Genomic DNA, 24,780 nt, shown 5'->3' with positions numbered 1-24,780 from the left:
TCAGCCCGATAAACCTGTTGATTATCAAGACAAAAACGGCCAAAACAGCGCAATTAGGCTAACGGTATCGATTGCGTATTTTTTTGCTTTTTTATGATAGAAACAAAAAAGCCCCACATTATGCAGGGGCGTTAATAATAAAAAGTCTTAGATCCTATCTGATCGTAAATTCATAACTCCCCGAGGCTATCTTCAACCCTTTACCAATAACAACGGGCTTTCCGTTTAACACCACCTTTTTACCGGCCGGTAAAACAACAGTAGCCGTTGAATTAGCCGGCACAGTTACCGAATATTTAACCATGTCGCCATCACGTTTCCAGTTAGAAACAATCTTACCGTAAGGGCCGGTATGCTCTGCTTCAAAATGATCCAAACCGGTAACAAAATTAGGCTCCAGCCAAACATTTTTAAAGCCCGGGCTTGCGGGGTCTATCCTGATACCCGCAATACCTTTAAAGTACCAGGCATTGATCTCGCCAAACATAATGTGGTTTAATGACAGGTCGCTTTTGGCAAACACATCCCAGTTTTCATACAATGTGGTAGCTCCATTTTTTATCCACCAGCCCCATGACGGGAAGGTTTCTTGCGAAGCGATGGAATAAGCCACGTCTGCATAACCATTGTCGCTCAGTGCGCCTAAAATGGCTTTAGCGCCCAGTATCCCGGCATCAAGGTGGTTGTTATCCTGTTTAACACGCTCGGCAAGGTTGGCTGCAACTTTTGCCTTTAAATTTTCGGGCACCAAACCCCAGTATAAAGGCATGCTTAACTCGGTTTGGTAGCCTTTATCGTATATGCCGGTGGTGGTGTTTAAATATTTCGTGTTAAGGGCATTTTTTATCTTTAGAGCCAAAGCAGTATACCGCTTTTCATCTTCTGCCCTGCCGAATAATTTAGCCGCTTTTGCCAGGATATTTACATCAGTAAAATAATAAATAGACGATACAAACTCAACCGGCGATTTTGATTTTACCGGCACCCAATCACCCAAACCCCAGGTGGTAATACCGCTTGGATATAACTCATCAATATGGTTTACATAACGTTTAATAGCATCATAGTTATCATTTAAAGTTTTGCTGTCACCATAAAACTGGTAGAGGTTCCATGGGATAATAGCTATGGTACTTGTCCAGTCAGGACCGTTGCCCCACTCATACCCCCAACCGTCAGAGGGTATAATAGATGATAGCACACCATTTGGCTGCTGTTCGTCGCGGTGATCGGCCATCCATTTTTCGTAAATGGTTACGCCATCAAAGCCATATAAACCGGTTTCGCTGGCTATGTGCGCGTCGCCCGTCCAGCCGTTCTTTTCGCGCTGCGGGCAGTCGGTTGGATAACCGTATAAGTTAGACAGGTAAGAGTTATTGCACGCAAACCATATTTTATTTAAGGTGGTGTTCGACGAGTTGATCTTACCCACCGTTGCCACATCGCTATGCATAAAATAAGCGGTAAGGCTTTCTTTTTTTAGGCTGATGGGTTTATTGCTGGTAACCTCAACATACTGAAAACCTTTGTAATTGAAGCGTGGCATAAAGGTTTCTTCACCTTTGCCGCTTAAAATAAATATATCGGTCTGGAAAGGATCCGACTTATCAGTAGGGCGGTAATGCACATCAATGTTTGACATATCGCCATACCCGTTTTTTCCCAATTTCTCGGTATGTTTTAAGCGGATAACCGTACCGGCCTCGCCGCTAACGGTAATTTTGCTTACACCGGCAATTGTACGGCCTATGTTAAACATATACGTGCTGTCGTCCAGCTTTTTCATATCGGCGGTAGGGATAGTTTCGATAGCGCGGATAGGCTGCATAGCCTGCGACACAATATTTGCTGATGGTGCAGGGCGGATAATTACCGTTCGCCAGGCCCTTGTTTCTGTAAAGTTGGTGGTGTTCCATCCCGGTTGCTCCAGGCGCGCATCGTAATGCTCGGCGGTATAAATACTGTTAAATATAATAGGGCCTGATGACGATTTCCAGCTACGATCTGAGGTTATAGTTTCAGTTGTGCCGTCTGTGTAAGTTACCCGCAGGTCCAAACAAAAAGTAGGGCGGTTACGCCATGGCGCCTTGTGAAAATCCCACACTGCTGTACTTTGCATGTTGTACCAGCCGTTGCCTAAAATCACTCCTACCGCATTTTTACCGGTTTGCAGTTGTTTGGTTACATCGTGGGTAACGTACAGGGTCCGCCTGTCGAAACGGGTATACATTGGGTCAAGGCGATGGTTGCCAATCTTTTCGCCGTTGATATAAAGTTCATACAAACCCGACACCGCTATATAAGCGCGGGCCGATTTTACCCTTTTACCCAGCGAAAATACATTCCTGAAATATGGTGCCGGCTTAACTTCCGGTCCGCGGTTATCGCTTATGAAAGTGCCCTTCCAGTTACTTTTATCTATTAAGCCGGTTTCAAAACTTGCTATAGGCGATAAAGTGGCCTTACCGGTTTCATCCCAAACAGAAACGCGCCAGTAGTATTTAGTATAAGGCTGAAGGGTTTTACCACCATACACTACCCTGCTGGTACCCGATAATACTTTAGCCGTTTTCCATACCGATGCGATGCCTTTTGTTAAAGCGACAGAATCGGTGCCTACTGATATTTGGTAGCCGGTTTGCATAGCACCGCGGTTACCGGCGTTCATTAGCCATGAAAGGCGCGGATGCACAGCATCTATCCCGAATGGATTAACCAAATATTCGGTTTTAAGATCGTCTATCTTTTCGGCGGCCTTGGCTTTGGTAAAGCTTGATAAAGTCGCAGCTGATATAAGCACGTAAGTGATGCTTTTCTTTACAGAAAATTTAACTGGTAAAACTTGGTTCATTATAGAATTGGTTTGAACGACTAATATATAAAATAAGCGGTTCATTCAAACAAAAAACGCCCTTGCGGTTAGGCAAAGGCGTTGAGGTAATAGAAATATTACGGTTATTTTGTTACCGGCTTACCTATCAGGTCCATAAACTGATCAAGTTTAGGGGTGATGATAATTTGCGTACGCCTGTTTTTCATTTTTCCTGCATCTGTTGTATTATCAGCTATCGGGTTATATTCGCCACGGCCACCGGCTGTTAAACGTTTAGGATCAACCGAATAGTTGTTTTGCAAAGCCTGCACAACTGATGATGCTCTTAAAGTACTCAAATCCCAGTTGTTACGGATGTTAGGTTGTTTGATAGGCACATTATCAGTATTACCTTCAATCAGCACATCGTAATTTGAATAATCCATAATGATTTTAGCTATCTTGCTTAGTGTTGCACCTGCCTGGTCTGATATTTCATAGCTGCCTGATTTATACAACATATTATCAGATAAGGAGATATAAACTACACCTTTTAATACCTGTACATCAACATCTTTCATTTCTGCCTGGCTTAATGAACGGGTAAGGTTATTGGTTAACACCATATTAAGCGAATCGCTTTTACCTTTAGCGGCTATCAGTTGTTTGATGTATTTGTCTGATGCTGTTATCTGGTCGGCCAGTTTGGCAATGTTAACATTACCCTGGTTGTTGCCTGCTAAACATTTGGTCAAAGCATCCTGCAACGCTGCACGGTTACTTTTTTCTGAGGCTATTTGTTCTTCTAAGCTTCTAACCCTTGTCTTTGATCCTTCGAGTTCGCGTTGGGTAAGATCATAGCTTTGTTTTAGTTCTGTTTGTTTAGTTTGCAGGGCGGTATAGCTTGTCTGCAATTCGGCGTATTTTTTATTGCTTACACAACCCTGCGTAATGGCAGCGGCAATTAGCATCAGCAATAAGGGGAATTTACTTTTCATAGATTTGTAGTTTTTATAATATTATAATACATCTATAATATCCATAGCAAACATACTATATCTAAAAAAGTTTGAAATACTTTTGGCGTCAGGTGTTAAAATCACTAAATCATGCGGCAAAGTTTAAAATTCAGTATATACGTAAGTGTACTTAGTAGTCACGGCTGAAGTTCCAGCACCGCTAACAGCTGTAGCACCGGTAGGGTATCCGTCACTGCCGTAAATATATGTAGTAACAACGTTGGTCCTTGTTACCTGGTTATTTGGCGACAAAAACTCAATATCCGAATTTATTCCATATTTTGGAATGCCATTGGTAAACCGGCCTGGCTTATCATCGTAGCTATATTCGTTACTAAAATTTGTTTTATTAAAGTAAACCTTAGTAACATTGCCTCTGCTGTCGTAGGTATAAGTGTCTACATAAATCTCATAATGGCTCTCAGTTATCCTGCCCCCTACAACAAGAAAATTATAGGTGATATCTGAATTTAAAACATTATTTCTATAAATGGTAGCGCGGATCGAGGATATTTCGCCATCCTTGTACGCAAGTTCCCTCACTTCTCTAAATCCATTAGGTTGGTCTACCCTTTCAACAGAAAAAAGTTTATCGGCATTGTAAGTATAAGTAGTTACAGCGGTACCAGCGGTTATCATGCTTAATCTTTTTTTGTCATCGTAAGTATAATCAGAAGTAGCGGTATTACCGTTTTGCACGCTAATAACTTGTGTTAGATATTTCAGCTTTTTAGCCGGAGTATCCCCGGCACTTTCGCTTTTTTTACAGGATGTTAGCAATACAATAAGCATTACTAACAGGGTTAGGATATTTTTTCTTTTCATGTTAATTAGGTATAGGGTGTAATTGGTATTACAAGTTAATACCTTTTTCTGATAAATGAATTTTAAAAGATTAATTGTCGTTTTAGTTAACAACAGGCTTTTGTAGCGTTTTTATGATCAGCGCCGTTTCATCTACAAAAACCCAAAACTTATGAAACTACTTATTTATCTTATCACAGCTATTACATTATTTGCGGCAACTTCCTGTAAAAAACAAACGGTCATCCCAAATATCGACCAGCAAATCGAACAACAATTAGTAGGCAAATGGAAATTTGAAAGTTTGTTTTTCGCCTCAACTCATACACTTTATGTAGCAATTCCATCTCAACTGGACATCGTTGAGTTTAAAGCAGATCATAAATTTGTTAGATCTACAAATGCAGAGATAACCCAGCAGGGAAATTATGACATCGTCCAGGCCAAAAGCATATTTACCCAAAAGGATGATAACCTGTTACGCTTTAACCCGCAATCGGTACCGGCACAGGAAACAGATATTATCAGTATAAAAGGCGATACGTTAACGATGTCACAAAATGTGTATGATGGGTATGTTTCTAAATTTAGTAAAGTGAAATAGCTGCTTTAAACAAGAAGGCCTCCCGAAAATCGGGAAGCCTTCTTGTTTAGGTAAGTCCTAACTATTTACCACTCTTGGTATACAACTCGTTAAATAACAGTTTAAACGTCCCGTGCGATTGGCCTCTGAAAGTTATCTCCGGACCAAACGAATACAACATCCCCGCGCCTACCGGTGCAGAAAATGCGGCCACACCATCCTTTAAATACTTCTGCCCCCAGGCCCAACCACTGCGTAGCGGTTTATCGGTTGCAAACCACATTAAAGGCTTGACGCCTTTTGCCGCAGCATCGGTATTTAATTTAAATACCGGGCTGTTATCATAAAGCACATCAGCTTCTTTTTCCATACCCCAATTTGCCGGCTGGGTGTCATCCAAGCTTACCCTAAGCACTGCTCCCGGCACATAAAACTTATCGCCCGAGAACGGCACTTCTTTACCATTTACACTGTCTGCCAATGCAGAGTGTACCGGCAATTTAAGCTGATAAGCCAGGTTGGCGCTTGAACCAACAGTAACAATATTACCGCCAGCCTCTAAAAAAGCTTTTAATTGCGGAATAGATTTTTCGACGGTGATACGGCCGGTCATTTCTTTATAAGCATCGGGCACGCTATCGGTGCGGTTAAATGCACGGCCGTTTGGCCCCGGGATGGCTCCATTAACAAATAAGATTACATCATATTTACTTTTCAGATCGCCTGCATCAATCTCTTTAGGATAAACTACTTTGAAAGGGAAGTGATACTGCTCGAATAACCACCTTGTCCAGCCCGATTGCATAGAGCCGCCATAGGTATCCCAGAGGGCAATGCGCGCAGTTTTGATTAACGCAATAGCACCTGGTTTAATGACAACCCGCTCAGCCAATATACCTAATGATGCCGCATTCTTGTCTAGTATTGATTTTGCTTTTTCCGAATACGGAACGTAGAAAGTACCCTTTACAACTTCTTTTCTCTCACTTTGTATCCGATACACCTCAACACCTGCTTGCAAAAGATCATTGACAGCAATAAACGAGTTATTTGCAGCTGCGCTTATATAATAACCGATTTTAGATATTGTCGGAACTTTTGCAGCAGGCGGTGATTGTAATTGTCCGTATGGGATGCGTGTAAAAGGCCCGGTAAAATCATCCAGTACTCTTGTAAACTTAACGCCCATCTGGTAAGCCAAGGTCCAGCCGGTCATATCATACGGACGTATAGGGGGGCCGCCAGGGAACAGGAAATCATTCGGGTGATCCTGTGGCTCAAACCGGTCTAAAACCTCGGGACGGAATGCCTGGTTTGTTTTAAGGATATATGATCCCGCAGGATACGAAACACCGGCAACAGCAAAAGCGGCAGTTGCTTTTTGCACAACCAGGCCGGACATGATACAGGTATTGATAAACCTAACCGCCGTCGCGAAATCTGCCTGATCTGCCGGAATAATGTAACCCCTGGGATCGCGCAGCTCAGGTTTGCGCAATACCGAATCGAAATACCTTACAGGGATATTACCTCCCCTGCCGCCACCAACAGTTACTGCCCCTGCGGCAGCACCACGACCGCCACCACCTATACTATCTGGTTTTGCAGGTGCAGTACCTGCCTGTGCTTTTGCATACAGTTGTTTAATAGCTTCGGCACGCTTAGGCGATAATGTCCAGTAATCGTTACTGCCCCTGTCGATAGAGTTTTTGCCCATTATATAAGCATTGTATAACATTTCGTCGCTATTACGGGCCGCATAGTTTAGGACAGCGTAGTTTAATGACACCGAATAATCTATCGATTGCTTGAAATGCCAGCTTTGCGGTGTAACCGGGAACGGTGTGCCGCTGTTAGGGATCAGCCTATCCGGCACCAAAGGTATGGTTGATGGTGTAGGGCTGCCTACAATCTCGGTTAATAAGCCAACCAGGTTGTGAAAGTAAGTCGCCGTGCGTAAGCCACCGTTCCACCAGGTAGAAAACTCGGTGCCCGAGCGTTGGGTGTACCCTGGTTTTCCCTCTTTATTTAAGCGGCTGTTCATGGCCGAGCCTACCGCATCTAAGCTGGTAACCAATAGTGGATCAAACACATAATTAAACGGATCGCGAAACGGCGGACCTGCCACAATTGACCCTGCCGGCCCGGCCTGGTGATGGTTATACACTATCTGCGGCAGCCACTCTAAATATTGCTGATGGGTTATGTTCTGGCTCTCTTTCATATTCATCATATAAAAGTCGCGGTTGTTATCATGGCCTATATATTTCTCCCAAAGGCGCGGCACATTCATGTTACGTTTTTTTACGTCCTTTTCCTGCATATACCAGTTGGAGATCAGTTCCTGTCCATCGGGATTGGCGTGCACCATTAATATGATATCATGATCCAGTATACGCAGAGTTTCCTCGTCGGTACGGCTGGTTAACTGGTAGGCCGTTTCTATTAACTGGTGCGCACCAACTGTTTCGCTGGCATGTAAGCCGCCATCTATCCAAACAACAGCTTTACCCTGGTCGGCAAGGTTATGGGCTTCGGCGTCAGTCAGTCCTTCTGCACGGGTTAGTTTTAGGGAGATGTTTTTATAAAAGTCGAGTTTCTTTAAATTTTCGGGCGATGATATGATCAGCATAAATTGATGCCGCCCTTCTTCGGTAAGGCCCATATCCAGATATCTGGCACGTGGCGTTGCAGCTAATTTCTTAAAATAAGCTTCGGTTTGGGTATAGTTGGCCAGTTGGTAATCATCGCCGATATTAAAGCCAAAATGTTCTTTTGGCGTGGGGACAGTTTGCGCCAGCAATGTACCGGCAGCTATTACCGTGCTAAGCGCGGCAAGGCATATTTTTTTGATCATGAGCGGTTATCAGTTAATGGCTCAATTTAATAATTTTCGCGTAATTTATATTGTAACTTTTTGGTGGCGGGCCAAAACAATAACGCCCGCTGGTTTCCCGGCAGGCGTTATTTAAAGATCGCTTTATTAGTTAGGCATTTCTGCTGCCGAAGGGGGCGGCGAATCTTTGCCCCACATTTTATTTGCAACCGGTCCCATCACTAATTCCAGCACACCGCCATTAGCAATATCGCTATGATTAAACCATGGCTTATTCCAAACCTTGCCGTTTAGTTTAGCCGATTGGATATACTTATTAGTAAATGAAGCGTTTTGTGCCTTTACCTCGAAGAACTTGCCGTTACCTACATTCATTTTTACCGACGGGAAGCATGGGCTGCCGATGTTATAGGTTGGCGATCCCGGAGTAACCGGGTAAAATCCTAACTGGCTAAATACAACAAATGCTGTCATACCGCCGCCGTCTTCATCACCGGGTACACCCATCAGGTCATTGCGGTACCATTGGTCTAACAACGAACGGATACGTTTTTGTGTACGCCAAGGCGCGCCGGCATAGTTATATAAATACGGGATATGGAAACTTGGCTCGTTAGCCATCGAGAACATACCTACGTTACCAGTATGATCCGGCAATATAGCATAGAAATCCCATCTCGATCCCGGGATAGGCTCATTAAACATATTTTCAAGCGCCGCTACAAATTTTTCGTTACCGCCAACTAAATTCACTAAGTCGCCGATGTTGTGCTGCACATCCCAACGATAAACATAGCCGTTATTTTCATCGTAATAATCGCGTGCACCCGGTCCGCCTGAGGTACGGTAATCTAACGGCTCAATAAAATTGCCGTCTTTATCTTTTGGGTGGAAGAAACCGGTTTTAGGGTTAAATACATTGCGGTAGTTGTATGATGCTTTTAAATAATGTTGTGCATCGTCAGTTTTACCCAAGTCCTTTGCAATTTGCGACAAGCACCATTCGTCGTACGATGTACCTAAAGTAACCGCAATTGGCTGGCGTTTTTCCCATTGGCTTACATTGGCAACAGTTTCCTTTTCGCCCGGTTTTAACGCAGGGAAATAGCCTTTTTGCTTGTAGAACGCATCCAACTCGCCTGACGGCACAGCTTTTGACCATGGCAGCAACGACTTATCCTCGATAGCGCCTTTGGAAACTTCGTAAGCTTTGGCCAGGTCGAAACCTCTTAAACCCTTTGCATACGCATCAGCAATACTTGCTATGCCGTGGTTAGAGTTCATGCCCCTGTCATCGCCAGATATACCCGGGAAAGTCGGCATCCAGTGGTTTGGAGTTTGCTCAGCCATGTGCACGTACGAGTTTAGGATATCATTTTCCACCTGTTTGTTGATCAATACACGCAAAGGGTGTGCTGCGCGATAAGTGTCCCAGGTCCAGTCATCAGTATAAAACGGGCGGCCTTCATCATTATGCACCTGCCCGTCAGACGCGCTAAAATATTTTCCATCTTCGCTGATACAAACCGGGCGTTCAAAAGTACGGTATAAAGACGTATAGAACACGGTAGTTTCTTTATCAACCGCCCCTGCTACGGCTATTTTGCCTAAAGCGTCATTCCATATTTTACGGCCGATAGTAGCTATTGTATTTACATCATAAGTTTTGATCTCGCGGTTAAGGTTTTTCTTAGCCTGCTCTGCACTGATAAATGAAACGCCATAACGCATACCGATCTTTTTGGTGCCTGCAGGATATCCTAAAACAATTGAACCTGCCGGCGCAGCATCCCAGGCAATGCTCCCACCACGGCTTGGTACGCCGGTTTTAATTGGGGTTACGTCTGTTTCAGCATAAATATATACTGATGTTTTATTTCCAAGTTCTTTAGATCCTGTAATGGTGTTGCCTACAGCTTTTACCATTCCGCCACGGCCGCCTGTATTGAATACAAGATAGGCGGCGCCTGACTTATCAAAGGTGATTTGATAAACAGCGCTTTGGTGTGATGGTGCAAAATCAACACCTATATTCAGTTCGTCCAGGTAAACACTGTAACGGTATGGTGTTGTTTTTTCCTGGTCGTAGCTTAGTTGTTTGGTTGGGGTTATCGCGTTTTCATCGCCCTGGTAAGCGTAAAAATTAAAGCTTGATGCCGACCGGTGATGCGTTACTATCAGCGGCAGACCGCCCAACATATTAGTAGTATAATCATGCCTAACCGGGAACACGCGCATCATACTATTAGGCAAATGCGTGGTTGGGTAAGTTGGCACCAGCATATGGCTAATGGCGCCGATATATGGGTTTACATAATCAACAGGTTGTTTAGCCGGCGCTTTAGCAGCTTTTTGTGCATTTGCTATAAACGACAGGCTTAACGACCCTACTATCCCCGTAAGGGTCAATAAGTATTTAGCTTTCATCATGAATTGGTGGTTTATTGGATAGTAAAGAAACAAAAAAATCCATTAAAGTCAACCACTATTTATTAAGCCTAATTACCATTTAACTTACTCGGTTCCGCAATGCCAAAAAAAGAAGAATCTCAATTGGATGGCCATCAGCCAAGGGAGGACACTGATTTTATCACTTTACCCTTCGAGGAGTCCCACGGACTGCTTACACTTTTGGCTGATATAATCACACTTTTCCCAATGATAAATTTCTTAACATGGCTGATGGGATAAAAGAAGGAAGCATTAAAGATTATTATATGCAGACTACTACAGCGGGTTGATAAAGCCTAAACTGTAACAAACAGTCAATTAAATAATCTAACGTATATAGCGCAATGCCATAACTTTTTTCCATATTTAGTTTTTATTTAACCTTTACCATATGAGTTTTTTTGATCGTTTAATTAACGAGTTTATAGATGTAATAGAATGGGTTGATAATACCCAGAATACATTGGTTTGGAAATTCCCGCGTAATGATAACGCTATTAAAATGGGTGCCAAACTTATCGTCCGCGAGTCGCAAGCCGCAATTTTTATAAATGAGGGCCGTATTGCTGACGTATTTTTGCCCGGCACCTACGAGTTGCAAACCCAAAACATGCCTATATTAACAACTTTATTGAGTTGGAAGTATGGCTTTAACAGCCCATTTAAAGCAGATGTTTATTTTGTAAGTACCCGCCAGTTTACAAACCAAAAATGGGGTACTAAAAACCCGGTGATGATTCGCGATGCCGAATTTGGGCCTGTAAGGATCCGTGCGTTTGGCTCTTTCAATTTTAAAGTATCGGATGCCAAAACGTTTCTCCAACAAATATCTGCCACCAACCCCGAGTTTATTGTAGAGAACATTAACGAGCAGCTGCGTAATACCATTGTATCAAGAGGTATGGACTCGGTAGCGCAATCTAAAATAAACATATTAGACCTTGCCGCTAATTATAACGAGATGGGTACGGTAATAAGCCAAAGCATCCAACCTGATTTTGCAGAGCTGGGGCTTAACCTTACCAAGCTATTGGTCGAGAACATTTCGTTACCAACGGAAGTTGAGCAGATGCTTGATAAACGCAGCGAAATGGGTATCATCGGCAATCTAGGCGCATACGCCCAATTCCAGGCTGCTAATGCGATGGAAAAAGCTGCCGAAAATACCATTGGTGGCAACTTAGGGGCCGCTGGTATGGGTTTAGGTGTTGGTGCAGCTATGATGGGACAGGTTGGTAATGTGTTTCAGCAAAATCAATTTAATCCAAATTCACCAGGCGGTAATCCACCATCTATACCTACGGCAGAATATCATATTGCTAAAGATGGAAAATCAGAAGGCCCTTATAGTTTAAGTGATATTAATGCAATGGTTAAAAACAACACATTGGCAAAAGAATCATTAGTTTGGAAAAAGGGCATGACCGAATGGGGTGCCGCCGCATCTGTACCTGAGATCACAGATTTCTTTAACAATGAGCCTCCCCCGTTATCTTAATTAAACCAAACCTAAACCCTAATATGAGTACTGTTAGCAATATCTCAGCAATAAACAATACACTAAATTGCGCCGGTTGCGGAGCGCTATTACATTTCGCGCCCGGCACAAATAACCTAAAGTGTGATTATTGTGGTGAAAGTAACGCCATAACAACTACCGGTGATAGCCATGCAATTGAGGCGATAGACTATGATGATTTTGTGGAGAGCATAGACTCCGAGAAACAAAATAAGGACGTTAAAACGGTACTTTGCAAAAGCTGTGGCTCGCAAACAGTTTTTGATTCATTTGTGACGTCAGATAAATGCTCGTTTTGCACAGCGCCACTGGTGCTTGATCTGGAAGGCGGAAAGCAATATGTTACACCGCATTATGTTTTACCTTTTGCAGTAACACAACCGCAAGCTGTTTCATTCTTTCAGCAATGGGTAAAGGGTTTATGGTGGTCACCTAATGATCTGGCAAAGAAGGTAAGTGGCAACACATCGATATTAAATGGTGTCTACATCCCCCATTGGGCGTATGATACCGATACGGTTACAGACTACGTTGGCGAACGCGGCGATTATTATTATACCACAGAAACTTATACAGAAACCGTTGACGGCAAAAGCGAAACACGTACCCGCGAAGTACGCCATACCAGCTGGAGCAGTGCATCAGGAACCGTTGATTGTGGTTTTAGGGATTTGATTGTACCGGCCAGTAAATCATTACCAGGCAAAACACTTTATAAGTTAGAACCCTGGGCGTTTAATATGCTGGTTAAGTTTGATGAACGCTATATGAGCGGCTTCAGGTCTGAAACCTACCAGATCAATCCGCAGGATGGATTGAACCTGGCGATTGCGCAAACTGTTGAAAAGATCAATGCTGAAATAAGGAATGACATAGGCGGCGACGAGCAAAGGATTGGCAATACTGACACCGAATACAATAACAAAGCCATAAAATACTTAATGTTGCCTGTTTGGATAAGCGCTTATAACTATAACAATAAAATCTATCAGTTCACCATTAACGCCAGCACTGGTGAAGTAATCGGCGAACGGCCGTTAAGTGTTTGGAAGATTGTTTTTGCTGTGGTGGCTGTTTTGATTCTGATAGCTGTAATAGTGTTATATGCTCAAAATAGGTAATTAGCAAGTAATACAAATTTGAGGCATAAAAAAAAGGGAAAGATCAAATGATCTTTCCCTTTTTAATTTTGGGGGTAAATGATGGGGCTCGAACCCACGACCCTCGGTACCACAAACCGATGCTCTAACCAACTGAGCTACATCTACCGTGTTGGGAGTGCAAATGTAAAAATCTTCGGGCTAAATGCAAAGCCTTTTTTAATATTACATTAGGCTTACCCGTTTAGCCTTTGGGTATCAGTAAATTTGTATCACTATGGCAGAGCAATTGGTAGAATTAAACGTAACGGGGATGCATTGTAATAACTGCGCCCTATCCATACATAAATTATTGGAGAAGAAAGGCTTAAACAACATCCTGGTAGACTTTGCCGGCGAGGAAGTGAAGTTCAGTAACAATGGTACAATACAACTGCCCGAGATCATTAAAGGCATTGAGCAATTAGGCTTTAAAGTAGTTGAAGAGGGTACGCTGCATGAACCAAAATTTTACGAGAAGGTAGAAAACAAGTTTGTTTTCTGCGTGATATTCACCGCTCCCCTCCTTTTGCACATGATTTTCCCGTGGCATGTACTGCATATGCCAATGGTTCAATTGCTATTATGCCTGCCTGTTTTTATTGTGGGCTTCCTGCATTTTGGTAAAAGCGCTTTTCATTCGGTTAAAGGCGGTGTGCCTAATATGGATGTGCTGATCTTCATCGGCTCAACCTCGGCTTTTGTTTACAGCCTGGTGGGTACCATCCAGAACCTGGGCGAACAATACCAGTTTTATGAGACCTGCGCCACTATTATTACGCTGGTACTACTGGGTAACGTTTTCGAGAAACGTTCGGTAAATCAAACTACATCAGCTGTAAAGGACCTTGTCAAATTCCAACAGGTAAATGCTAACAGGATTGTTGATGGTACAGTTGAGGTGATCAACGCCCGCGATGTACGGGCAGGTGATACCTTAATTGTTAACCATGGTGATAAGATCCCTGTCGATGGTGATATATTAGAAGGCAATGCATCGGTTGATGAAGCCATGCTTACCGGCGAGAGCGTACCGGTTGATAAAGAAAAATATGATAAAGTTATAGGCGGCACCATTGTGGTAAACGGCAACTTCCGGATGATTGCTACCAAGGTAGGCTCAAATACCATCCTGTCACAGATTATTGAATTAATGAAAAAGGCACAGGCAGCCAAACCGCCCGTACAAAAGCTGGGCGATAAGGTAGCATCTATATTTGTACCTGCCGTGATATTAATAGCTGTAGTAACGTTTGTAGCTACTTACTTTTTAAGCGATAAGGGCCTGCAGGTATCATTAATGAATGCCATAGCGGTGCTGGTGATCTCCTGCCCGTGCGCTATGGGATTGGCTACGCCTACCGCTGTTATGGTCGGCCTGGGCCGTGCGGCAAAGAATGGTATATTGATTAAAGGCGGCGATACCATTGAAGCTGTTGCCAACACCAAATATGTAGTCTTTGATAAAACAGGGACGCTAACCACCGGCAAATTCAGCATTAATGATATTAAGGTTGAGGATGGCGTTGACCTGGAACATATCCGCGGCATTATTATGGCTATCGAGGAACGCTCGAACCATCCTATAGCTAAGTCATTAGTGGATGGGTTGAAAGATCTGCCTAAAAGCAAGCTGATATTACGCAGCGCCACCGAGGAAAAAGGCTTAGGCATGCGCGCCGAGGATGTAGATGGCAATACCTATTTCCTGGGTACCGGTAAAACTGCTAACGAGAACGATTTCAACCTGTCGCTTTATAAGAACCAGGTATTGCTGGCACAGATAGCAATTGATGATACCATTAAACCCGAAGCAACATCGTTGGTAAGCCAGCTTAAGGCAATGGGCATTGTGCCGGTATTATTAAGCGGCGATCGTAAAAACCGCTGCCTTAAGGTTGCCAAAGCTATAGGTATCGATGAAGTGCACGCCGAGAAACTACCGGACGAGAAGTTAACTGTCATCGACATTTATAAACAAAAAGGTAAAACCGTAATGATAGGCGACGGTATTAACGATGCCCCCGCCCTAACCAAGGCCGATGTAGGTGTATCCATGAACGATGCAAGCCAGATAGCTATCCAATCAGCGCGGGTTATCTTATTGAATACCGACCTTGGCTCGGTGGTTAAGTTCCTGCAGATCAGTAAGCATACTTTAATTACCATCAAACAAAACCTTTTCTGGGCATTTGCTTATAACATTATTGCGATACCGATAGCTGCATTAGGTTTCTTAAACCCGATGGTAGGTGCATTCACCATGGCTTTCTCGGATGTGGTGGTAATTGGTAATTCAATCAGGCTGAAAAGCAAACGCATAGCCCCCTAACCCCCTAAAGGGGGAATTATTAAGCATAATTTCCTGTTTTATTATTAATTTTAGCCCACCATAATAGCTCCCCCTTTAGGGGGCTGGGGGGCATGATAGAAATTTACACAGACGGTGCATCAAGCGGTAACCCGGGTCCGGGTGGATATGGGGTGATCTTACGCTCGGGACAACATTATAAAGAACTGTCTGAAGGTTTCCGCAAAACCACCAATAACCGTATGGAGTTGTTGGCGGTTATAAAAGGACTGGAGGCCATCACCAAGCCCAACCAGGATGTGATGATCTTCTCTGATTCTAAATATGTTATTGACTCGATAGAAAAGCGCTGGGTTTACGGCTGGCTGCAAAAGGGCTTTAAGGATAAAAAGAATAAGGACCTTTGGCTGCGTTACCTCGATATCAGCAAGCTGCATAATATCAAATTTACATGGGTGCGCGGGCATAACGGCCACCCGGAGAACGAGCGCTGCGATGAACTGGCGGTAGCTGCCGGTAAGCAAAGGGAGCTGTTGATCGACACTGTTTTCGAGATGGAAGCAGCAAAAACAAATATGTTTTAATCCGCTTAGTGTTTCACTAAAAAATGAAACACTTTGAAACACCTGAAACACTTATTTGATTGTAAGTTATTGTAAATAAGATTGTTACCTAAAACCGGGTGAAACACTTTGCAACAGTAGTAATAGTTTAGATAAAATCCATAAATATCTATTAATTAGGATATTACATAAATTTCAGGTCGCATTTAAAATTTTTGTGAAACACTTCGAGTGAAACACGCCTAAGTATCTTAGGTATTGTTATTTACTGCTCAGTTCTATTACCTGCAAATCCTGAATCTTATTTCCCTCAATATTAAACCGCATTAGGGTGCGCACTTTTTGCCAGCCCTGCTTACCCGCAGCGCCGGGGTTTAGGTGCAGACAATTGATCTTTTTATCATAGATCACTTTTAAAATATGCGAGTGGCCCGAGATGAATAACTGCGGCGGATCAGCATAGATTTCGGCTCTTATCCGCATATCGTATCTATCCGGATAACCACCAATATGTGTCATCCAAACAGCCATATCTTCGCATTTAAACCGCAGGTTTTCAGAGTAAGTTTGGCGGATCTCTTTACCATCAATATTGCCATAAACGCCGCGTAAAGGTTTAAAAGCGGCCAGCTTATCTACCAATTCAATATTCCCAAAATCGCCGGCATGCCATACCTCGTCGCAGTTTTCAAAATGTTTGAATACGGCATCGTCAAGGTAGCTGTGAGTGTCAGATATAAGGCCTATGCGGGTCATTTAAAATATCGTAAAAAATGGTTTTAATACTTGCTCATACCGTTCCGAATATATCTTTGGTTCAGCATAAATAACAAATTGCTCATCAGCTTCTCTCTCACCGTTCAAAGTTAAAACTAAAATTTCACGGTGAGGTTCTGAATCAGGATAGGATAATACATTGATAACTTTTTTAATAGTTAATCCATGTTTTGAACTTAAGCCCTTTACCAACTGCGCAGTTTCTAAGGGCAATATCACCCAAAAACTACCAATTGTTACCAGGTGTTTAGCTACAGTTTCTATTAGTGTTTCAAAAAATTGCTGGTCAGTATGTTTAGCTAAACTCTTTTTGGCTCCGGGCGATTCCAGCGAGTTAATGTAGAACGGCGGGTTAGAAACTATCAGGTCGTATTTCCTGCCGGGATGGTTATTTAAGTAACTTTCAAAGCTATCCGCATATAAATTCAATCTATCTGCAAATGGCGAGCCTGCAAAATTGTGCCCGGCAGTTGCTGAAGCGGGTTCATCTATTTCAACCGCATCAATCTTCGCATCGGCGAAGCGTTGCGCCAGCATTAGCGCAATTACCCCTGTACCGGTGCCAATATCTAATATAGTTTTGGGTTGATCTGCGTCCGCTAAAGCACCCAACAGCACGCCGTCGGTATTGATCTTCATGGCGCACCCGGTTTGGTCTACATTAAATTGTTTGAAGCGGAACATTAGGTGAAGATAGCATATAAGTTTGTCATGCTGAGGAACGAAGCATCTGCCAAGCGGCGTATGTTTAGTTTGCAGGCACAGTTCGCAGATCCTTCGCTATCGCTCAGGATGACAAAAAAGCTCTACTTCTCGTAAAACTCAATAGGCAATCCATCCGGATCAGCAAAAAAGGTAAAACGCTTGCCCGTAAATTCATCTATGCGGATCGGCTCGACAATTACACCATCGGCTGTTATAGCTGCTGCGGCATCATCAATATTATCCACTTCGAAAGCTAAATGACGCAGGCCGGCAGCTTCGGGACGCGATGGCCTTGGTGTTGGGTCGGGAAAAGAAAAAAGCTCGATCTGGTAGAGGTTGCCCACTTCCAGATCAAGCTTATATGATTTGCGCTCCGCGCGATAGTTCTCCTGGAGTATTTTAAACCCGAGTATCTGCGTATAAAAGTGCTTCGACCGTTCGTAATCAGCGCAAATTATAGCAATATGGTGTACCCGGTTTATCTTTAACATACTTTAATTCAAAAAGTCTCCCCTACCGGGGGAGATTTAGAGGGGGGCTTAGTCTCCCAATATGGCGTGCAATACGTTATCGTAAACCAGTTTGACGTCGGTAATGTTACCGAATGGTTCTTCATCGATACTTAAATTACCAAGATGAGTAACCGTACCCAGTAAACTAAATTCAACTTCGCTGGTAGCCATTAGCTCTATAAAGCGCTCCTGATCGGCCGGGGCTACACTTACCACTACCCTGCCTTGCGCTTCGCCAAACAGGAAAGCATCTTTACGGACAGAACCGTCTGACACGATATCAAAGCCCAAACCATTTGGCAGAGCCGATTCAATTAGAGTAATAAACAAGCCGCCGTCAGCAACATCATGGGCCGACTGGATCATTTTATGTTTGATCAGCTCTTTAACTACCTGGTGCATATCGTATTCTTTATCGATATCAAAATGCGGTGCCGGTGCAGCCAATATTTTATGGTAGGAAGCTAAGTATTGTGACGATGCGATATCATTAACAGATTCGCCAATTAAGTAAACCAGGTCATCAGGCTGTTTAAAGTCTGATGTCATGATATTGCTGATATCGTCCATCACCCCTAACATACCAATGGTTGGTGTCGGGAATACCGGGCCGTCGTCGGTAGATTGGTTGTAGAAACTTACGTTACCACCGGTAACCGGGGTTTCAAACTTAGCACAAGCTTCGCCCATACCTTTTATAGCGCCAACAAACTGCCAGTAAACTTCAGGAACGTATGGGTTACCAAAGTTTAAGCAATTGGTTATTGCAACCGGTTCACCGCCGGCGCAGGTAATATTACGTGCAGCTTCGGCAACGGCTATAGCCGTACCTTTCTGCGGATCGGCATATACGTAACGCGAGTTACAATCAACTGTTATAACAATGGCTTTATCGGTACCAATAACGTTTACCACAGCCGCGTCACACGGGCGGTTGGTGGTCATGGTAGACACTCCCACCATCGAATCATACTGATCGCTGACCCAGCGTTTTGAAGCGATGTTTGGATGCGATATTAAATGCTCTGCCACGTCTAATAAATTAGCCGGCTCAGGCACGTCTTCTATTTTAAATTTTTGATTCTCTGCAAAGTAAGCAGGCTCGCGGTATTCGCGCTCGTAAACCGGTGCGCCGCCGCCCAATACCAAATCATCAGCAGGTACGTCAGCAACTAATACGCCACCTGCGTAGTATTCCAGGCGTTTGGTATCGGTAACCTCGCCTATGATGGCGCAGTTCAAATCCCATTTATCAAAAACGGCTTCAACTTCTTTTTCGCGGCCCTTGTGTACTACGATCAGCATCCGCTCCTGAGATTCTGACAACAGGATCTCAAATGGTTTCATGTTATCCTGGCGGGTTGGTACCGCATCAAGATTTATCTTCATACCATGCTCGCCTTTGGCCGACATCTCAGAGTTTGAGCAGATAATACCTGCCGCGCCCATATCCTGCATACCAACAACGGCACCGGTTTTAATAACTTCTAAAGTAGCTTCCAATAACAATTTCTCCTGAAACGGGTCGCCCACCTGTACAGCCGGTAAATCGTTAACAGAATCTTCGGTAATATTTTTTGATGCGAACGCCGCGCCATGGATCCCGTCTTTACCCGTTGCCGAACCTACGATATAAACCGGGTTACCAACACCGTATGATGTTGCTGATACGGTTTCGCCGGCCTTAACAATACCGGCCGAGAAAGCGTTAACTAAAGGATTAACATTGTAGCAATCGTCAAAAAACAACTCGCCGCCAACAGTTGGTATACCAAAGGCATTACCGTAGTGGCTGATGCCCTTAACAACACCTTTAATTAACCACTTGGTTTTATCCAGTTTAATATCGCCAAAACGCAGTGAGTTTAGCTGCGCGATGGGCCTTGCACCCATAGTAAAAATATCCCGGTTAATACCGCCCACACCGGTGGCAGCGCCCTGGTAAGGCTCTAACGCTGATGGGTGGTTATGTGATTCTATCTTAAATGCACAGCCAATGCCGTCACCTAAGTCAACCAGGCCTGCATTTTCTTCGCCGGCTTTAGCCAGCATACGCGGACTGTCTTTTGGTAAAGTTTTTAACCAGGTAATTGAGTTTTTGTATGAGCAGTGCTCGCTCCACATTACAGAGAATATAGATAGCTCGGTAAAGTTGGGTACGCGGCCCATTATTTCTAATATTCGATCGTATTCGGCGGGTAATAAGCCTAAATCTTTGGCTGTTTCAACGGTGGTAAGTTCTTGGGTCTCCAATGTTGTATGTTTTTTTGAAAGGATGCCCAAAAGTAGGTAAAAAAGCTAAAAGCTGAAAGACTAAAGCAGAATGCTAAGCATATTATTGAAACCAATATATTTACCTTGCTTTTAGCCTTAGTCTTTCTGCCTTTAGCTTAAAAAGCTATTCGCTGAAAGTAAAATTAACCGGCAACGTTAGTTTTACACGCACAGGTCTGCCGTTTTGCATGCCCGGTGTCCAGGGTTTAGCTAATTTTAACACACGTGCCGCTTCCTCGTCCATACCATAACCCGGCCCGCGCTCAACATGAATGTTTGATAAGTGTCCATCCTTTTCCACTATAAAACCTACCATCACTCTTCCGCTCACTTCGTTTTCTAATGCCACGCGCGGATAGCGCATGGTACTTTGTAAAAACTTTGTCCAGGTACTTGTCCCGCCAACAGGCTGTGGCATAATTTCGGCTATTAAGACTTCTTTATCGGGCGATTCTGCTGTACCAACACCCAACCCGGTTCCACCTTTATCAGCAGTCCCCTGATCTGCATTTTGTCCATCAGCTCCGTTTTTTACAGTAACCGGGCCAACGGCAGCGTGATCATCAATTTTAGGCAAATCAATATCAGGTGCATTTTCGGTAACAACAGGCGGAAAAGATTGCACCATTTTAATTGGTGCCGATGGTTTAGGAGCTTCAGCCTTTGGTTGTTCAATTTTTGGTTTGGGTGGTTCTACCTTCGCCGGTGGTGGCAGTTGGAAGACCTTTTCAAGATCAACCGGAATATATCTTTCGGTTATTGGTTTCACCCTGATCAAAACACCGGTTACAGCAATCGCGGTTATCATGGTAGCAAAAGCAATTAGCATGGCTTTAACTAAGGTATCGGCATAGTGCTGCCTGATGTAATAAGCGCCATATTCTTTGTTACGTTTTTCAAATACAAGTTCGAGCCACTCGGACTTGCACAAATTAAAGTTTGAGATAAGCATAATGGTTAAAATTTAAGTTATGCTATATTAACGCTTACCAAATATTAATTGTTGCAACAAAGTTGCTTTTTATAATTATTGCAACGGTATTGTATTATTATTTTTATTAAAGCAATATCACACCAGTTTATCTTTAAATTTTTTATAATTAATGCAACAATATTTCAATTGTATTTTACCGGGAAATCCCTTAAACAAAAAAAACTGCCCCGATTTTGTCGGGACAGCTCCTTTTTTAAACAATTCTATGAACTTATTAATTAGAATGCATAAACAGCAGCTAACAAAAATTGAGAAGCTGATTTAGTTCCGGCACCTTTGCTATCAGTAAATAAATCTATGTTTTTAGTGTTATCAAATCTAACCTCTGGAATAAAGGTTAGCGGCCCTGATTTAATGCTTGCAGTGATAGTAGTAGCCATTACAGAGTTACCTGAAGTTACACCAATGTCAACAAGTGGTACAAATGGGGTTCCACTTCCTTGGCCGGCCTTAACTTTAAAGTACTCTTCTCTTATGCCAAATGTAACTGATTTAGATACAGCCAATTGTGGATATAAAGCAACACCTTCATAATTAACTGCGCCCATACCAGATTTGCTGGCTGCGTTTAAGCCTAATTTAAACGCATCAGTGATTTGATAAGCAGTTGTTAAATCAATGATAGTTCCTGAGTATTTTCCAGAAGCAAAGTTGATATATGCTGTCCAGCCTTTAACCGGGGCAACCATTAATTGCGCACCAAAAGTAGATACTTCCGGCGTAGCAGAGTTAGCAGTATAAGTATTCCAGTTATCGTTAAAAACTCCGGCCATTAAACTTACTTTGTCAGAAAACACATAAGTTGCCTTAAAGCCTGCATTTTGGAACGGACCTGCACTAAATAAATAGGAGGTTGAGTAGTTAAAGTTACCTACCGGGCTAATTACTTCATAACCAACAAACGTTGCCATATACCCTGCAGTTAAGCTAAACTTATCAGTTACATCATATGATACATATAAGTTTTGGATATTAAATGTATTGCCAGCATTTGCCGCAGTACCATCGCCATTAGGTATTGACTGGTATTGACCTCTCGGACCGAAAGACAGCTCGCCTACAAATGAAGCTTTTCCAACTTTTTTCTTAACGCCCAGATCCAACATACCAATTGACATTGAATTTTGATCGGATGCAAAAGATGTTTGGATATTTGCATGTTTTGAAAAGTCATACTTGTAATAAGCATCTACCGAACCCCAGATTACAAGGGGAGCATCACCTGTAGTTTTAACCGTATCCTGCGCTTTTGATGCCAGGCTAAATGCAGATACACTAAGTAATAAAAGTAATAATTTTTTCATGATTTAATTTGATAAGTGTTTAATTGATAAATTGTTGCGTGTTTAATAGTTAATTATTATTGTGTTTACTTTATATATTTTCTTCGCTTTAATGCACTAACATCTTATTCTTCATTAGCATAATAATCCCTGTACGGCCGGTACATACTGGCATCATCAGCCGTACAGGGATCATCTATTTTATAAGTCTTAAGCAGTTACTTTAGTTCCTTTATCAAAAAGGCCGCTTAAGCTGATATCATCTTCTGTTACCGGGTAAACATCAATACCGTGATCAAACATATCTATACCACCTACACCAAGCTCGCCATGTTCTTCAACACGTAATCTCCATGGGTTAGGCAATTTGTTAATGATATACATCATGGTAATTGCAACCACAAACGTTGCGATAGCGATAGTAAAAGTTCCTATAGCCTGTGCTTCTAATACACTTGCACCGCCACCATAAAATAAACCTGTTACAGGTGCGCTGTTATCCGGACCGGCAACACCGGTTACACCATATTGGCCCGAAGCGAATAAACCTAATGATAAGGTACCCCAGATACCGCAAAAACCATGTACAGATACTGCACCAACCGGATCGTCAATACGTAACCACTCGATAAAGTTCATTGCTGCATATACTAAGAAACCGGCAATAGCACCCAATGCAAGCGCGCCGAGCGGGCTAACCCAGTAGCAAGGGCAGGTAATAGCAACCAAACCACCTAATAAACCATTTAAGGTATAACCTAAATCAAATTTGCCTTTTGTAGGGCCCCACCATAATCCGGCTAACATAGCCATCATACCGCCGGCGCAGGCTGCAAGAGTTGTATTGGCAGCAACGCGGCCTATACCTTGTACATCCATACCTGATAATGTACTACCAGGGTTAAAACCGTACCAGCCAAACCAAAGAATAAAAGTACCAATAGCAGCTAATGCCATATTGTGTCCCGGTGGCATTCCTCCTTTTTCTTTATCGTCGCGGGCAAATATTCTGCCTAAACGCGGGCCTAATACAATTGCACCGGCCAATGAAGCTACACCACCAATAGTGTGCACTACTGTTGAGCCTGCAAAATCGCGGAAGCCCTGGCCTAATCCTGGTAAGAAACCGGTTGGTGTACCCATTGTTACTAAGAAACCATCAGGTCCCCAGGCCCAGTGGCCTATTATTGGATAGATGAATCCGGTAATACCTATACTGTAAAGGATATCGCCACGGAAGCTTGTACGACCGATCATTGCACCAGATACAATAGTTGAGCAGGTATCAGCAAAAGCATATTGGAAGATCCAGTGTGCCAGGATCGGAACTCCGTAGGCTTCGTAAGTAGCAGGCGTATTCTGTAAGAAGAACCAGTTTTTACCATCTGCTCCACCCCATCCTATAAATCCGTTACCATGGCCAAACATAAATGCGTAACCAACTGCGTAGAATAAGATACCGCAAAGGCAGGTATCATATATACATTCCATTAAAACGTTAACTGTTTCTCTTTTACGCGCGAAACCGGCTTCAAGCATTACAAATCCGGCTTGCATACCAAAAACCAAAAATGCGGCAACCAATGTCCAAACTGTATTTATTGAATTCATAATTGAAGTTTCAATATCAGTTGGTTTTGCGGCGTCAGCGGCGTGGGCTGCTGTAGGTAATAATCCGGGGATAGTAAACATTGCTGCTATTACTAAGCCTAAGCCAATCATTTTTCCAGTTAATATGGTCGCCCCCAGCGCCCATTTCTCCCTTGTCAGTCCGCGGAATGCAGTGAGCAGGGTGAATTTTGGTTGTTTTACTTTCATTTTGGTTGTTGATTTTTGCGAATTAGTTAAATGTGATTTTGTTTTTAATATATTATAGTAAGCGTTGTTGCAAGTTTTTGGGTTAAATATTAACATTCTCGTTGTTGAAATATCAGTTTGTTAATATTTTCATAAAAATATGTACGAATTTTATTAAAAACAATAGTTTGATTAAAATAATTGCATTAAAACTGCAATTATTACAAAATATATAAATTTAGTAGTCTATTTTATGCGTTTTTTAAATAATTTTTAATTGAAAAACTATAAGTAATATAATTTACACAATTATTTAACATTAATTTATTTGATTTTATCATTATTTTCATGATTTAGTATCACTTTTATCAATAAATAAATGATAATTATTAAGCAAACTC

General features: G+C 42.7%; 17 protein-coding genes and 1 tRNA gene. 5 read left to right on the top strand and 13 right to left on the bottom strand.

Going from position 1 to position 24,780, the window contains the following annotated elements:
- Positions 1 to 154 precede the first annotated feature (154 nt).
- The 3 genes from ABIB50_RS03035 to ABIB50_RS03025 form a co-directional block, all read right to left on the bottom strand.
- The gene (locus tag ABIB50_RS03035) at positions 155 to 2,851 is read right to left on the bottom strand and encodes a glycoside hydrolase family 78 protein (RefSeq protein ID WP_429377152.1); all 2,697 of its coding nucleotides are present in this window, start codon (positions 2,849 to 2,851) and stop codon (positions 155 to 157) included.
- A gap of 104 nt (positions 2,852 to 2,955) precedes the next feature.
- Positions 2,956 to 3,810, bottom strand: coding sequence for an OmpA family protein (locus ABIB50_RS03030; RefSeq protein ID WP_429377151.1), 855 nt, complete (start codon positions 3,808 to 3,810; stop codon positions 2,956 to 2,958).
- 123 nt (positions 3,811 to 3,933) lie between these two features.
- Positions 3,934 to 4,656 carry a hypothetical protein gene (locus ABIB50_RS03025; protein WP_429377149.1) on the bottom strand — a complete coding sequence of 241 codons (723 nt, stop codon included), beginning with the start codon at positions 4,654 to 4,656 and terminating at the stop codon, positions 3,934 to 3,936.
- A 151-nt stretch (positions 4,657 to 4,807) separates the two neighbouring features.
- Between ABIB50_RS03025 and ABIB50_RS03020 the strand changes: the two genes are divergently transcribed.
- Complete coding sequence (locus ABIB50_RS03020; protein WP_429377147.1) at positions 4,808 to 5,239, top strand: hypothetical protein; 432 nt, start codon at positions 4,808 to 4,810, stop codon at positions 5,237 to 5,239.
- Positions 5,240 to 5,300: 61 nt separating this feature from the next.
- Here the strand turns inward: ABIB50_RS03020 and ABIB50_RS03015 are convergent, their stop codons facing one another.
- Complete coding sequence (locus ABIB50_RS03015) at positions 5,301 to 8,075, bottom strand: M14 family metallopeptidase (protein ID WP_429377145.1); 2,775 nt, start codon at positions 8,073 to 8,075, stop codon at positions 5,301 to 5,303.
- Positions 8,076 to 8,201: 126 nt separating this feature from the next.
- Positions 8,202 to 10,484 carry a GH92 family glycosyl hydrolase gene (locus tag ABIB50_RS03010; RefSeq protein WP_429377144.1) on the bottom strand — a complete coding sequence of 761 codons (2,283 nt, stop codon included), beginning with the start codon at positions 10,482 to 10,484 and terminating at the stop codon, positions 8,202 to 8,204.
- Positions 10,485 to 10,896: 412 nt separating this feature from the next.
- On the opposite strand from ABIB50_RS03010, the gene ABIB50_RS03005 reads away from it, so the two are divergent.
- Together ABIB50_RS03005 and ABIB50_RS03000 are read left to right on the top strand one after the other, a co-directional pair.
- Complete coding sequence (locus tag ABIB50_RS03005; protein ID WP_429377142.1) at positions 10,897 to 12,003, top strand: SPFH domain-containing protein; 1,107 nt, start codon at positions 10,897 to 10,899, stop codon at positions 12,001 to 12,003.
- Positions 12,004 to 12,026: 23 nt separating this feature from the next.
- Positions 12,027 to 13,145: a zinc finger domain-containing protein gene (locus ABIB50_RS03000; protein ID WP_429377140.1), complete on the top strand. Its 1,119-nt coding sequence runs from the start codon at positions 12,027 to 12,029 to the stop codon at positions 13,143 to 13,145.
- A gap of 69 nt (positions 13,146 to 13,214) precedes the next feature.
- Here ABIB50_RS03000 and ABIB50_RS02995 read toward each other — a convergent pair.
- Positions 13,215 to 13,293: transfer RNA gene (locus ABIB50_RS02995), tRNA-His, on the bottom strand.
- Between the two features lie 108 nt (positions 13,294 to 13,401).
- On the opposite strand from ABIB50_RS02995, the gene ABIB50_RS02990 reads away from it, so the two are divergent.
- The gene (locus tag ABIB50_RS02990) at positions 13,402 to 15,495 is read left to right on the top strand and encodes a heavy metal translocating P-type ATPase (protein ID WP_429377138.1); all 2,094 of its coding nucleotides are present in this window, start codon (positions 13,402 to 13,404) and stop codon (positions 15,493 to 15,495) included.
- Between the two features lie 92 nt (positions 15,496 to 15,587).
- Entirely contained in the window at positions 15,588 to 16,058 is a 471-nt protein-coding gene (gene rnhA / locus ABIB50_RS02985) for a ribonuclease HI (RefSeq protein ID WP_429377136.1), read from the top strand.
- Positions 16,059 to 16,298: 240 nt separating this feature from the next.
- Here the strand turns inward: rnhA and ABIB50_RS02980 are convergent, their stop codons facing one another.
- From ABIB50_RS02980 to ABIB50_RS02950, 7 genes are all read right to left on the bottom strand, one after another.
- Positions 16,299 to 16,793 carry a metallophosphoesterase family protein gene (locus ABIB50_RS02980; RefSeq protein ID WP_429377135.1) on the bottom strand — a complete coding sequence of 165 codons (495 nt, stop codon included), beginning with the start codon at positions 16,791 to 16,793 and terminating at the stop codon, positions 16,299 to 16,301.
- A complete protein-coding gene (locus ABIB50_RS02975; RefSeq protein ID WP_429377133.1) occupies positions 16,794 to 17,498 on the bottom strand; it encodes a tRNA1(Val) (adenine(37)-N6)-methyltransferase in 705 nt (234 codons plus the stop codon).
- A 122-nt stretch (positions 17,499 to 17,620) separates the two neighbouring features.
- A complete protein-coding gene (gene gloA2, locus ABIB50_RS02970; RefSeq protein ID WP_429377131.1) occupies positions 17,621 to 18,010 on the bottom strand; it encodes an SMU1112c/YaeR family gloxylase I-like metalloprotein in 390 nt (129 codons plus the stop codon).
- Between the two features lie 48 nt (positions 18,011 to 18,058).
- On the bottom strand, positions 18,059 to 20,284 hold the full coding sequence (gene purL, locus ABIB50_RS02965; protein WP_429377129.1) for a phosphoribosylformylglycinamidine synthase subunit PurL: 2,226 nt from the start codon (positions 20,282 to 20,284) through the stop codon (positions 18,059 to 18,061).
- 145 nt (positions 20,285 to 20,429) lie between these two features.
- Positions 20,430 to 21,257, bottom strand: coding sequence for an energy transducer TonB (locus tag ABIB50_RS02960; RefSeq protein ID WP_429377128.1), 828 nt, complete (start codon positions 21,255 to 21,257; stop codon positions 20,430 to 20,432).
- 260 nt (positions 21,258 to 21,517) lie between these two features.
- Positions 21,518 to 22,603, bottom strand: coding sequence for a porin (locus ABIB50_RS02955; RefSeq protein WP_429377126.1), 1,086 nt, complete (start codon positions 22,601 to 22,603; stop codon positions 21,518 to 21,520).
- Between the two features lie 189 nt (positions 22,604 to 22,792).
- Positions 22,793 to 24,400: an ammonium transporter gene (locus ABIB50_RS02950; protein WP_429377125.1), complete on the bottom strand. Its 1,608-nt coding sequence runs from the start codon at positions 24,398 to 24,400 to the stop codon at positions 22,793 to 22,795.
- Positions 24,401 to 24,780 lie beyond the last annotated feature (380 nt).

The sequence above is a fragment of the Mucilaginibacter sp. UYCu711 genome, assembly GCF_050433825.1.
Classification (GTDB): domain Bacteria; phylum Bacteroidota; class Bacteroidia; order Sphingobacteriales; family Sphingobacteriaceae; genus Mucilaginibacter.
Note: the sequence above shows the minus strand (reverse complement) of the source record. Positions and strands in the feature narration are given on the sequence as shown.